The sequence below is a fragment of the Vibrio taketomensis genome, assembly GCF_009938165.1.
GTDB lineage: Bacteria > Pseudomonadota > Gammaproteobacteria > Enterobacterales > Vibrionaceae > Vibrio > Vibrio taketomensis.
Window position 1 is genome coordinate 1,386,865 of sequence record NZ_AP019649.1, and the last position, 11,601, is coordinate 1,398,465.

An 11,601-nucleotide genomic window follows, 5' to 3' on the forward strand; every position below is an offset into this window, starting at 1 on the left:
TTGGCGGCTCTAATGAGATCGGGTGGCTAGTGTTTAGCCGATAAACTTGGCAATAAAGTTGCTGATGTTGGTAACACTTGATGCCGCCATTACCACAACAATGACCACGCCAATTACAGTCAGATAAATCGGGTGTTTGTAGTCACCGATAATGTCTTTACGGCGAGTTGCAGCCAATACCATACCAAGTACAATCGGTAGAATAATACTGTTTACAAGACCAGCCAGCATCAGTAGTAGGATTGGCATGTTCATCGTTACCGTGCCAAGGCTTGTCACTAGGATAAAGCCAACACACCATGCTTTTTCGTTGCGCGCAACTACCGGGAATAGAGTCTTAATCAGCGAGATAGCCATGTATGAGTTGCCGACTACTGAAGTGATAGAAGCAACGAACAGAACCAAACCAAAGATGAAGTAACCTGGTTCACCTGCGCCTTGACGGAATGCATCAGCCGCAGGGTTTTTCGCATCCAGTGTCGCGCCAGCTGCGATAACACCAAATACCGCCAAGAACAGAAGAATACGAATGACAACCGCGATTGAAATACCAGCCCATGCCGCTGTTTTGATTGATGGTACGTTTTCTTTACCTTGTAGACCGATATCGACTAAGCGTTGTGCGCCAGTGTAGTATCCGCCAACCGCGCCACCAACGATAGTCAAAGTTGGAAGTAGTAGGCTGCCGAAGTCGCTTGGCATTACGGCTGCTGTTAGTGTTTCGCCCATTGGTGGTAGGCTCGTCATTGCTACGTAAGCAATCAGGATAATCATGAACAAGCCTAGGTAGCGAGCCATTTGATCCATGCGTTTTGATGCGTTATGCACAATAAACAGTAGGCTACCAATAAGACCAGTGAATAGCGCGCCCCACGTCGTGTCGATGCCTGTGAGTACGTTAATACCCAGTGCCGAGCCACTCACGTTACCAAAGTTAAATGCGACTGCACCTAGAGCCAATAGAACACCCACCACATAACCCATACCTGGTGCTACTCGGTTAGCGATGTCTTGAATGCGCAGGCCAGATACACCAACGATGCGCCATAAGTTCATCACAATACCAAAGGTAATGAACATAGATGCAAATACAGGGAAAGCCATATCGACTTTGTAGATATTTGTGAAAACGGCAGTTTGCGTTAAAAAGCCTGGGCCAACAGACGTGGTTGCCATTAGGAATGCAACGCTAAGAATCGCCTTTTTGCCAAGAAGTTTCGTTTGAATTGGCGCCGAATTAACGGTCGCAGAAGAGTTTGCTGTGTTCATGCCGAATCTCAAAAATGTTGTGTCTCTATCTTTAAAAAAATAGAAAGACAACTGACAAAGATCAGCTGAACTTGTGCGGTTAATATATTGTAAAACAAGTATTTTTGGTTGCCCTTACTTGCTGGGGCGAATTCTAAAACAATGTGATGCTTGTCAATAATAAAATCGCAAAATACGCAATCGTTTAAGTGCTGATTAATAATGCGTCATTAGTCGCTAAGTACAACTTCAGTGCTGGTTGTTTTTTGCACATGGATATATCAAGAAAGATCACCCTTTATGGTCGTAATCATACAAGTAGGAGAGCGTATGACTAAATCCTTTGATCTTATCGGAGCCCCATTTAACTTACTTGGTTGTCATACTACGGCGGATAACACCGTTGATGCGCTACGACGATTAGATGAAGAATCATGGCAAGGGTTAAGTCATTGGATGGAAGTTCGTAATGCCCGATGGAATGCGGATATTCGTGATAAAGGGGACGTCGAGATTAACACTCAAGAGCGCAATCTGATTGAGCTTAAAGAGAAGGAGCAAGGTCTAGCACTTTATGCAGGTCGATTAAAACAGCAATTGCTCAATAGCTACCAACAAAAACGCATTCCTATTACTATCGGTGGTGATCACTCTATTGCGATTGGTAGTGTGCAAGCGGCCTTAGAGTACTATCAAAAACAGCAAAAGCAGCGTGTCGCAGTGGTATGGATTGATGCGCATGCAGACTGTAATGATGCTTTAGCAAGCAACCTTCACGGTAAACCCGTTGCTATGCTGATGGACAAATATTCGCACAATGGCTGGCAAGTTGACGCTTCATTAGTACTTAATCCACAGGACGTTTATTACGTTGCCGTGCGAGATTTAATGCCGAATGAACATCAACTGATGACAGAAAATCAGATGGTGAACTTTGATCATCATTATATTGAGCGTCATGGTATTGCGGCAGTGGTTGAGAGCATCAAACGCATCGTCGATCAACACTACGATTGTTTGTACGTTTCATTCGATTATGACGCTTTAGATGGAGCTTTATATCGAGCCTGTGCGACACCAAATCAAGGCGGCTTAAGCGCACGGGAAGCTATGTATTTGATCTACGAATTAGCTCAGCACGATAAGTTTATTGGTATTGATTTTGTGGAATATTTACCAGAGTTGGACACCGATGGTTTATCCAAAGAGTTAATGATCAAACTGATCGATGCTGTGTGGGGGTATCGAGCGTAATCGATGAATAGCAAAAGGGTGAACCATGTTCACCCTCTAGATTTTCTAACGGATCACGCTTTGCGTGCTTAGCTATTCTTATACATTTTTTCGAAGTTGGCAGCATTCCAGCCAATCATATAGCGGTCACCAATCTTCAGTACAGGGAGTGAGCGAGCGCCAATCGCATCGAGTTCCTTACGGCCACGTTGCATTTTTGCGTTGGTTAGACGGTATGGATAACCTTTTGAATCAAGGTAGCGCTGGGCATCTTTACAGTGCGGGCACTTATCTTTTACGTATAAAACTAGTCGTCTCATGCTCGTTCTCGGCTCATTGGAACTAAAAAGTGGGTGGAGTATAGGCGAATAGTGTGACGTGAACAACGATTCCCGTGAAGCGTCGTCATGATTAGGGTAGACTTAGCCAGTATTTTTCCATTATTGGCGTGTTATGAATCCCTTACTGCGTTATATCCAAGGTTATCCTGAGCATATTTTGACTCCTGTTTCACAAATGTTGGAGTCTGGCCGCTTTGCCGCTTGGTTTGAAAAGCGTTATCCGCATCGTCATGAAATTCAAAGCGAAAAAGCGCTCTATGAATACACGATGGCGCTAAAAAACCAATACATGAAGAAAACCTCACCGCTGAGTAAAGTGATTTATGACAGTAAAATACACTTGATCAATAACGCGCTGGGTCTGCACACCTACGCCGCCAAAGTGCATGGTAATAAGATAAAATCGAAAAATGAAATCCGGATCGCCAGTGTATTTAAACAAGCACCAGAACCATTACTGCGAATGCTGGTGGTGCACGAATTAGCGCACTTAAAAGAGAAAGAGCATAACAAAGCCTTTTATCAACTGTGTTGCCATATGGAACCGGACTACCATCAATTAGAGCTGGATGCTCGTTTGTTTATGATTTATCAAGAATTGAAGTAAGCGACCCATGAGTAGTAATCAAACTCCACGCTCAAAGCGTAAGCCAAATGGCAATAAAGCCGCTCACAAAAACCAATCAGCGCCAGTTGCTAGCACAATGCAAGTGACAAAAGTGGCGAGCAAAGCAGGTTTGCACAAACGAAATTTGCATCAAGGTCGTTATGATTTTGTAAAACTGGTGAAAGCGCTGCCAGAGTTAGCGAAACATGTGGTCCTTAACCCTGTTGGTGAGCAAACCATTCGCTTTGATGATCCTCAAGCGGTGAAGCTGTTGAACAAAGCACTGCTTGCACAGCATTACAGTGTCACGCAATGGGATATTCCTGACGGTTATTTGTGCCCGCCGATCCCTGGCCGTGCAGATTACATTCATCGCTTAGCCGATTTGTTGAACAATGAAGCGCCACAATTGAATCACCGTTTAGTTAAAGCGTTGGATATTGGCGTGGGTGCCAACTGTATTTATCCAATTGTTGGGGTTACGCAATACGGTTGGCATTATACCGGTAGCGATGTAGATAGTGTCTCGGTGGATAACTCTAATCAGATTGCAAACCATAACTTGCCACTTAAAGGTAAGGTCGAGTGTCGATTACAAACCGATAGTCGTCATTATTTTAAAGGCATTATTGAGCCTAACGAATTCTACGACGTGACCACCTGTAATCCGCCGTTTCATGCCTCTTTGGCTGAAGCGCAGCAGGGAACGGAGCGTAAACTTGCCAATCTTAATGCACATAAAGGAAAACGTGGTCACGTTAAGCCTGAGCATAAAGCTAACCAAGGCACTGTTCAGCAAGCTAAAGGCAACAAGCCAACGCTGAATTTTGGTGGTCAAAAGGCAGAGTTATGGTGTCCGGGTGGTGAGGCTGCATTTGTTAAAAATATGGCGTTTGAAAGCCGTGATTTTGCCCATCAGGTGCTTTGGTTCACGACACTGATTTCTAAAAAAGACAACGTCCGCTGGCTGCGCAAGCAATTAGAAAAAGCGGGTGCAAAACAGATGACCGTGGTTGAAATGAGCCAAGGGCAGAAGGTGAGCCGCTTTGTTGCTTGGAGCTTTAAAGATAAAGCAGAGCGACAAGCTTGGCTAAAACTGAAAAGCCATTGATAAACAAAAGCCTGCAATTATGCGGGCTTTTAATACGATGATTTGCTTGGCGAATGATTTAGCTTAGCTTGTCGAGTTTAGCTTGGTATTGTTCTGCTAATTCAGGGTTACCCGCACGGGTTTCAAGTTCGATCATCAGTTGCAGCGCTTCTTTGCGTGGACCATAGCTTTGACTAAAGCGCATTAAACGAAGACGCGCATCCATTAGCATGTCGCTTTCAATCTCTAGTTTGGCAAGGTTGAGATTCGAACGAAAACGCATTGGTTCATAATCAAGCGCACGCTTAAAGTAAGCCATTGCTTGTTCTTGTTTTCCTGATTTTAATGCGCAAAATGCGGCGTTTTCATAGCTACCAGCAACTTGGTAGTAGTAGGGCTGTTCTATAGCGCGATTAAAGAATTTATCGGCTTTTTCGTATTCACCTTGTTTGCACAAAAATGTACCAAAGTTGTTGAGTACGTTCCCGTTTTCTGGGTTTTGCGATAACGACTTTTCATACATTGAACGTGCTTTCTTGTCTTCACCAACTTTTTCATAGTAGTGAGCAAGGCTTAGCTGCGAACGGTAATACTTTGGTGCGTGTTCATATGCGAGTTCCAAGTTTTCGCGCGCTTTAATCATGTTTCCTTGATCGAGATATCCCATACCTAGTGCGATACGAGCTTCAGCCTTTTCTTTCGGTGGCGTTTTAATTTCTGGTTCTTGGTTCACCTCAACTGTCACACAGGCTGACATGAAAAGTGCGACTGACATGCTTAAGATGGCTTTTTTCATTGTATTTCCCCTTCGAGAGACTGCTCAGTATAGGCGTGAATGTGTGCAAATTGAGAGTGTTACGTGGGATTGATGCGAGGAAATTGGCATATTCAATGAAAATATTGAGCGATGGATCCAAGTAGCGTGATGCCACTTGGATCAAAGAGAAAGGATTGCTAGTCGTCTTTCGTGAAGTTCGCTTCGCTAAAGTGTTCCAAATCAAATGGCGTTTGTTGGTAAACGCAGTAATTGAGCCAGTTTGAGAACAGCAAATGTCCGTGACTACGCCAACTGGCTCTGGGTGCGATCTCTGGGTTGTTATCAGGGTAGTAGTTGATTGGTAACGCAGGTTCCATCCCTTCACCTAGATCGCGAATGTATTCATTGTGCAGAGTGTGCGAGTCATATTCAGGGTGACCAGTGACGAATACGTTTCGTTTGTCTTTTGTTGCGGCGAGATAAACGCCGGCAACATCCGATGTCGCCAAAATATCGAGATCAGTATGTTCTGAAAGATATTGAGCAGAGAAATCAGCATAGCGAGAATGGGGCGCTAAAAATTCATCGTCAAAACCACGCAGCAGTGGGTGGGTGTTATTCAATGTTTGATGTTGATAAACCCCGGAGAGCTTTTCTTTACGAGTACGCTTGGGTAAGTCGTACAGCAATTTCAACCCAGCTTGTGCTGCCCAGCATACGTATAGCGTTGAGGTTACGTGTTCTTTCGCCCAATTCATGATGTTTTGCAGATGCTCCCAGTAGATAACATCTTCAAATTGAACTAAACCGAGCGGGGCTCCGGTGATAATCATGCCATCAAAATTACGTTGTTTGACCATTTCAAACTGACGATAAAAGGTGTCTAAATGCTGAGTCGGTGTATTTTTGCTTGGGCGATTATCGATACGTAACAGCTCAATATCTACCTGCAGTGGACTGTTTGATAGTAAGCGCAAGAACTGAGTTTCCGTCTCAATTTTTTTAGGCATAAGATTAAGGATCAGCACTTTCAGCGGACGAATATTCTGCGTTGATGCGCGCGTTTCTGACATTACGAAGATATTCTCTTGGCGTAAAATGTCTGAGGCTGGCAGTTGATCTGGGATCTTAATTGGCACGGCTTTCTCCCTAAAGCTGTATATCTGGACGTCTATACATCCAAACTTACAACAATCATATTGGATTGTCGACCTACAATTTCAGTATACTGATACTAATTTCCGCACCATGTTTATCAAATGGCAAAACTTACTCTCATTCGAGGTTTACCCGGTTCTGGTAAATCGACACTCGCAAAAACCTTGGCTGCACAGCATTTTGAAGCTGATATGTACTTTATTAATCAAAGTGGTGAGTATGTGTTTGATCCTAGCCACTTAGAGCAAGCGCATAATTGGTGTCGCCACCAAACAGAACAGGCATTGCGCAATCATCAAGATGTGGTTGTTGCTAACACGTTTGTCCGCCGTTGGGAAATCATGCCATATTTTCTGATGGCAAGACGTTACAAGGCTGATTTCGAGGTGATTGAATGTACGGGTGAATACACCAACGTGCACGGTGTCTCGATCCAAGTGATCGATAACATGCGCACACGTTGGCAAAAGTGGCATCAGCGTTGAGAATTTTGTACTCGGTTCAATGTAAGTGCGGCGAGCACTAACCAAACCAAGGTTTGCAACCACAGTTGGGTGTAATGGGGGGCGATAGTTTGCCACGAAGCGCCCATTTGATTTAGACCTAAGAATGCTTGAATCCCCGGAGTACTAGGGAAGGCGTTAGCTAACCATACGATCGCTTGTGGAATGGATTGAGTCGGCCAAATAAATCCTGCACTAAAGACCAACGGCATTGAGCTGACTAACACAACTAAAGTGACTAATTCTCGCCTTGGCAAAATGGCACCAAGCACCATTCCGATCGCACAAGAACATAAAAGAAATGGCAACAATAGAGTGAGTAAGTTAATAGGATCAGCAAGTTGGCTGATGCCATGCATGCTGTAACTTGCGCCAAAGTAGTAAAGGCTCAATAGATAGTATATTGAAACGAGTACCAAGCAGCGCACTCCAATCAGTTTTATCACTGATACCTGATCCCAATAGCCTCTTTGACCTTTTTGAGTCCCCCCTAGAACGCCAGAAGCAATCGCCAGTGTTTGCTGCAAAATCAACACAAAAACCGCCGGTACAACATAATCGACATAACCCATGCGAGCATTAAAGGTGGGTTTCATGTTGAGTTGTGATGGTGCGTATTGGTGCACGGCTTGCTCAATTGGTGTGCCATCGATGACTAATTTATTCACGGTCGTTTTTGCTGCAAGCGTGCCGCCAGCTTGAGCCAAACCTTCTACGATAGTACCGTAAACGAGAAAGTATGAGGCATCACCGGCATAGGCCAGCGTTGGGCTTTTTCCGAGTAATAAGTCTTTGTAGAAATGCTCTGGTATCACCAAAATTCCGCTAATTTCCCGATTGAGAAATGCTTGTTTGGCGGCTGCGATAGAGTTATCTCTTTGTACTACTCGAACTTGCGGCGTTGCATCGACCATACGTTCAAGTTGGTAGCTTGTCTGGCTTTTATCTAAATTCACCACGCTAATGGGTTGTTCACGTGGCGTTTGATGGCTGTACGGCAATGGATACAGAAATGAGTAAAACACGACACCACCAAAGACGGTTAGCATCACAACAGGGTTGGAGAGCAGCGCATTCAGTTCGCATTTAAGCAGTTTTAACAGGTTCATTGCCACGCTCCTGTTTGAGATGTTTATTAATTAGCATCAAGGTGACGAGAAGAGGTAACAAATACCAAATAAATGGCAGTAATGATGGCAAAGAGTCTATCCAACTTAACCCATAGTTCATCTGCTCAACTTGCACTTCAATATAGTGACTAATAGGAAGCAAACTTCGCCAAAATTGCGCCAAGCTGTTCATATCAGACACTGGAAAGGTAATCCCCATAAAGGCAAAGCTAGGGGCTGTGAGAGCACCGGCAAAGCTCATGGCGCGTGCTGGGTCGAGAGAAAGGAAATAGAACATTGTCCCCATGACCATGCAGGCGATAGCAGTAAGAATTTGGGCCAATATGATGAGCGCAAAGCTTCCATGCATCGGCCATTTCAAACCAAATTGAAACCAAGTTAAAAACGCGACACCTTGCAGGACAAAAACAATCAAATAGGGTGACAATGTCACGATTAGAGTTTTGGCAGGAGATTGATTAAGCCAGTTCTTGAGCCCCTGATGTTGTAAATTGGCAGCCAAAACTAGGATGGTGCAGGCTACCACCACGATTTGCCAAAGAGCAGGAACAATCGCTGAAACGAGAAATTGCGCGTAGTTACTGTTTTTATTAAACAACGGTGTGATTTGGGTGCGAACGGGCAACGCTTGCCCTAAAGCAGAGGCAAAGGTTTGGTTGCCATGACTTAGGTTGGCGACCGTGGCGACTTGAGCATTAAAAGTCGCTTGCGCTTGTACAAATGCCGAGTTAATAAGCTTACCAATCAATATGGTTTGACTGTTGTAAAAGACCGAAACTTGAGGCATTAGACCTTTGATCACGTCTTGTTCAAAGTTGGCTGGGATGGCCGCATAAGCAAAAATATCACCCGCAATCATGGCTTGCTCTGCTTGATAGGCACTTTGCATTTCTGCAACCACCGCCATGGATGATGTTGCATCGTAATAGCGCGTCAGAGTACGTGACATTTCACTGTGAGAAAGATCGACCACTGCGATTGGAATATTGCGCGCAATACCTTGAGAGAAAACACCCCAAAGAATCACAACAAGGGCGACGGGCATCCAGGTTAAGCAAGACAACAACCATTTGTCATGCTTAACAATTTGCCATTGTGTACGCCAAGCCGAGTACATAGCCATTAAATCTCAACCACCAAACTCATTCCCATACGCAATTCTTCAGTGTGGTGAACGGGTCTCGCTTCCACTTCAAAGGTACGTAAATCAAAACCTTGTGCGGCATCGGTAGAGCGCCAAGTCGCAAAATCACCCATAACAGCAACATGAGTCACTTCAAACTGAATGGTTTGATTCAAAGCGGGTAGGTAAGCGTTAAAGGTTGAACCTTTGTTGAAGTGACTAAGTAGATCTTCACGAACATTGAGTACTGCCCATGAATCTGTTGTATCCACAACAGTGACAACAGGGAAGCCTTGCGGAGCAAGTTCACCACTTTGCAGTAATACTTGAGAAACCTCGCCATTGAACCAGCTTTTTACCTGTGTATCTGCGGCAAACGCTTCGACTTCTGCTACTGCGCCTGCGGCCATGCGAGCTTTTTCAGCGGCCGCAAGTTTTGTTTCTGAGCGTGCGCCTTCTTTTGCCATTTGGTACATCTGGTAAGCCGCACTTTCAGTATATTGAGCGGCCTGCCATTGCGTTTTTGCCTCGTCACGTTTTTGCTCTGCGACAACGCCATCGTTATATAGGTTGTTGACGCGTTGATAGGTTTTTTCCATCAAATTGGCGGCAGCTTTGGCTTTTTGCCATGAATCTTTAGCGGCTTGAATTTGCTGTACGCGAGCACCTTGCTCTGCTTCTTGTGCGAGTGCCCCTGCGGCTTTTTCTCCGGCTCGTGCTTGTTCAAGCTTGGCTTCAATCTCAGGACTATGGATGGTAAAAATTAACTCACCTTGCTTGACCATATCACCTTTGCGAACCAGCACTTGATCAATACGACCTGCGACTTTTGACGAGACACTGTATTGTTGTGATTCAATTTGCCCTTGCAGCTTCATCGGCTGGGGTTGGTAGGCCGTATAAAAGCTGTAGCCAATCCACGAAGCTAAAGCCACCGTTGCAGCAGAGAGTATAAAATAGTTACGTTTAGACATGGAATTTCCTTACAGACTGCTGGTAGTGATGGCTTGTTGTTGATATTGGTTAAAGTCATTCATTTGCCCTGACAATGCCAGTAGTTTGGCTAAAGAAATCAGGTAATTAAAGCTCGCGGCGGCTTGTTGAGTGTGAATGCTTGCAAGATAAAGCTGTGCGTCGACCACGTCTGTCGAGGTAGAGATACCTTGCGTAAAAGCCTTTTCTCGAAGACGTAAGTTTTCTTTGGCTAGGGCAACGCTAGAATTAAGGCCCGAAACTTCTTCATGTGATTGTTGAGCTTCTAAATAGGTCTTTTTCACCAGTACTGAGAGATCTTGCTGAGCTTGTGCACGCAAATATTTGATTTGGTTGACGGCACTTTGTGCTGCTTTGACATTTTCGCTACGACCACTGTTATCGATGAGCGGGACACTCACACCAACACCAACCAACCAGTCAGGTTTCATTTGACTCGCAAGGGAGTCATCTTCATGTAGGCTGTAATCACCATATAGATAGACCTCTGGATAGTATTTACCTTTCTCGGCTTTGATTAAGCTAGAGGCCTGTTTTTCTTTTGCATTTAATAGGTCAAGGCCAGGGTAGGTGGCGAGCGTTTGCTCGACAAACGCATCAAGTGGAGGCAATGACGAGTTCGTAAATAGGTGGCTACGAGGTTCAACCATTTCAGTCTGATTAAGAATCTCACTTAATGCGGTTTGAGCGATCTCTAAGCTTTTTTGTGCCTTTTTACGTTCGACCATCGCTTTATCTAATGCCGCTTCAGCTTGCAAGCGCTCGACACGAGGTATTTGTCCTTGTTGCTCGAGTTTTAGGGCATTATCGCGGTGAGTTGTTAAACCTTGTTCCACCAATTTTCTTGTTTGTACGACTTCTTTTGCTAGCACAACGCTGAAGTAAAACTTACTGAGATCTTCATAGCGTGCTTGTGTCTCCATCGCTAACTGGCTCTTCGCTTCGTCAGTTTTTCCTTCTGCTGCACTTTGCGCCGCAGAGATGCGACCACCAGTAAATATTGGCCAAATAGCTCGAATCGAGGAGGTAAAAATATCTTGTTCAGTAATGGTTGAGGTAACGGAACCTAAACTGGATAAGATTGGCGCAAGTGCGGGACCTAAGGCTGGTGGAATGGCAGGTACGGTATTGCCCGCACTGTCCAGAAGCTGCTTGCCGGATACCGTAACATCACTATCTAGGTGAGTATAATTGGCACCAATGGTGACTTTCGGCAAGTTAAGATCATCGGTACCTGCTTGCAGGTATTGATAGCGAGTGACGTTTGCTCTTTGTGCGGCGAGCGAATTGTTTTCCTGTTGCAGTACCTGCCAAGCTTCATCAAAACTGATGGCGGCAGCATAGCTAGGGGAGACGTTGCAAATTGGAGAGATAGCCATCCAACCAAGGAGTAAAGATAAAGGGCGCAGTTTCATGGC

At 44.8% G+C, this 11,601-nt stretch carries 12 protein-coding genes; 4 read left to right on the top strand and 8 right to left on the bottom strand.

The features are described 5' to 3' along the window. Positions 1 to 33 precede the first annotated feature (33 nt). Positions 34 to 1,269: an NRAMP family divalent metal transporter gene (locus Vt282_RS06465; protein WP_232055130.1), complete on the bottom strand. Its 1,236-nt coding sequence runs from the start codon at positions 1,267 to 1,269 to the stop codon at positions 34 to 36. A gap of 309 nt (positions 1,270 to 1,578) precedes the next feature. On the opposite strand from Vt282_RS06465, the gene Vt282_RS06470 reads away from it, so the two are divergent. Next, positions 1,579 to 2,502 (top strand): arginase family protein, encoded by a 924-nt coding sequence (locus Vt282_RS06470; RefSeq protein WP_162062900.1) that lies wholly within the window; start codon positions 1,579 to 1,581, stop codon positions 2,500 to 2,502. A 68-nt stretch (positions 2,503 to 2,570) separates the two neighbouring features. Here the strand turns inward: Vt282_RS06470 and Vt282_RS06475 are convergent, their stop codons facing one another. Further along, the gene (locus Vt282_RS06475; RefSeq protein ID WP_162046433.1) at positions 2,571 to 2,801 is read right to left on the bottom strand and encodes a glutaredoxin family protein; all 231 of its coding nucleotides are present in this window, start codon (positions 2,799 to 2,801) and stop codon (positions 2,571 to 2,573) included. Positions 2,802 to 2,934: 133 nt separating this feature from the next. On the opposite strand from Vt282_RS06475, the gene Vt282_RS06480 reads away from it, so the two are divergent. Both Vt282_RS06480 and rlmF read left to right on the top strand, forming a co-directional pair. Beyond that, a complete protein-coding gene (locus tag Vt282_RS06480; RefSeq protein WP_162062901.1) occupies positions 2,935 to 3,429 on the top strand; it encodes a M48 metallopeptidase family protein in 495 nt (164 codons plus the stop codon). A 7-nt stretch (positions 3,430 to 3,436) separates the two neighbouring features. Then, entirely contained in the window at positions 3,437 to 4,540 is a 1,104-nt protein-coding gene (gene rlmF, locus Vt282_RS06485) for a 23S rRNA (adenine(1618)-N(6))-methyltransferase RlmF (RefSeq protein WP_162062902.1), read from the top strand. Positions 4,541 to 4,598: 58 nt separating this feature from the next. Here rlmF and pilW read toward each other — a convergent pair whose 3' ends face one another. Both pilW and metA read right to left on the bottom strand, forming a co-directional pair. Continuing rightward, positions 4,599 to 5,315: a type IV pilus biogenesis/stability protein PilW gene (pilW, locus tag Vt282_RS06490; RefSeq protein WP_162062903.1), complete on the bottom strand. Its 717-nt coding sequence runs from the start codon at positions 5,313 to 5,315 to the stop codon at positions 4,599 to 4,601. A 158-nt stretch (positions 5,316 to 5,473) separates the two neighbouring features. Next, entirely contained in the window at positions 5,474 to 6,415 is a 942-nt protein-coding gene (gene metA, locus Vt282_RS06495; RefSeq protein WP_162062904.1) for a homoserine O-acetyltransferase MetA, read from the bottom strand. Between the two features lie 120 nt (positions 6,416 to 6,535). Here metA and Vt282_RS06500 point away from each other — a divergent pair, with 120 nt between their 5' ends. Further along, on the top strand, positions 6,536 to 6,919 hold the full coding sequence (locus tag Vt282_RS06500) for an AAA family ATPase (RefSeq protein WP_162062905.1): 384 nt from the start codon (positions 6,536 to 6,538) through the stop codon (positions 6,917 to 6,919). On the opposite strand, the gene Vt282_RS06505 is transcribed toward Vt282_RS06500, so the two are convergent. The 4 genes from Vt282_RS06505 to Vt282_RS06520 are packed head-to-tail and all read right to left on the bottom strand — an operon-like array spanning position 6,910 to position 11,598. Continuing rightward, positions 6,910 to 8,046 carry an ABC transporter permease gene (locus Vt282_RS06505; RefSeq protein ID WP_162062906.1) on the bottom strand — a complete coding sequence of 379 codons (1,137 nt, stop codon included), beginning with the start codon at positions 8,044 to 8,046 and terminating at the stop codon, positions 6,910 to 6,912. The two genes, Vt282_RS06500 and Vt282_RS06505, sit on opposite strands and share 10 nt — an antisense overlap. After that, complete coding sequence (locus Vt282_RS06510; protein ID WP_415663439.1) at positions 8,024 to 9,190, bottom strand: ABC transporter permease; 1,167 nt, start codon at positions 9,188 to 9,190, stop codon at positions 8,024 to 8,026. The genes Vt282_RS06505 and Vt282_RS06510 overlap by 23 nt, the downstream gene beginning before the upstream one ends. After that, entirely contained in the window at positions 9,190 to 10,164 is a 975-nt protein-coding gene (locus Vt282_RS06515; protein ID WP_162062907.1) for an HlyD family secretion protein, read from the bottom strand. Before Vt282_RS06515 ends, Vt282_RS06510 begins: the two co-directional genes overlap by 1 nt. 9 nt (positions 10,165 to 10,173) lie before the next feature. Continuing rightward, positions 10,174 to 11,598: a TolC family protein gene (locus tag Vt282_RS06520; RefSeq protein ID WP_162062908.1), complete on the bottom strand. Its 1,425-nt coding sequence runs from the start codon at positions 11,596 to 11,598 to the stop codon at positions 10,174 to 10,176. Positions 11,599 to 11,601: the final 3 nt, after the last annotated feature.

Coding starts and splice junctions, on each gene's coding strand:
- Vt282_RS06470 (WP_162062900.1), top strand. CDS start 1,579: ATGACTAAATCCTTTGATCTTATCGGAGCCCCATTTAACTTACTTGGT.
- Vt282_RS06465 (WP_232055130.1), bottom strand. CDS start 1,269: ATGAACACAGCAAACTCTTCTGCGACCGTTAATTCGGCGCCAATTCAA.
- pilW (WP_162062903.1), bottom strand. CDS start 5,315: ATGAAAAAAGCCATCTTAAGCATGTCAGTCGCACTTTTCATGTCAGCC.
- Vt282_RS06510 (WP_415663439.1), bottom strand. CDS start 9,190: ATGGCTATGTACTCGGCTTGGCGTACACAATGGCAAATTGTTAAGCAT.
- Vt282_RS06515 (WP_162062907.1), bottom strand. CDS start 10,164: ATGTCTAAACGTAACTATTTTATACTCTCTGCTGCAACGGTGGCTTTA.
- Vt282_RS06480 (WP_162062901.1), top strand. CDS start 2,935: ATGAATCCCTTACTGCGTTATATCCAAGGTTATCCTGAGCATATTTTG.
- Vt282_RS06505 (WP_162062906.1), bottom strand. CDS start 8,046: ATGAACCTGTTAAAACTGCTTAAATGCGAACTGAATGCGCTGCTCTCC.
- Vt282_RS06475 (WP_162046433.1), bottom strand. CDS start 2,801: ATGAGACGACTAGTTTTATACGTAAAAGATAAGTGCCCGCACTGTAAA.
- Vt282_RS06520 (WP_162062908.1), bottom strand. CDS start 11,598: ATGAAACTGCGCCCTTTATCTTTACTCCTTGGTTGGATGGCTATCTCT.
- Vt282_RS06500 (WP_162062905.1), top strand. CDS start 6,536: ATGGCAAAACTTACTCTCATTCGAGGTTTACCCGGTTCTGGTAAATCG.
- rlmF (WP_162062902.1), top strand. CDS start 3,437: ATGAGTAGTAATCAAACTCCACGCTCAAAGCGTAAGCCAAATGGCAAT.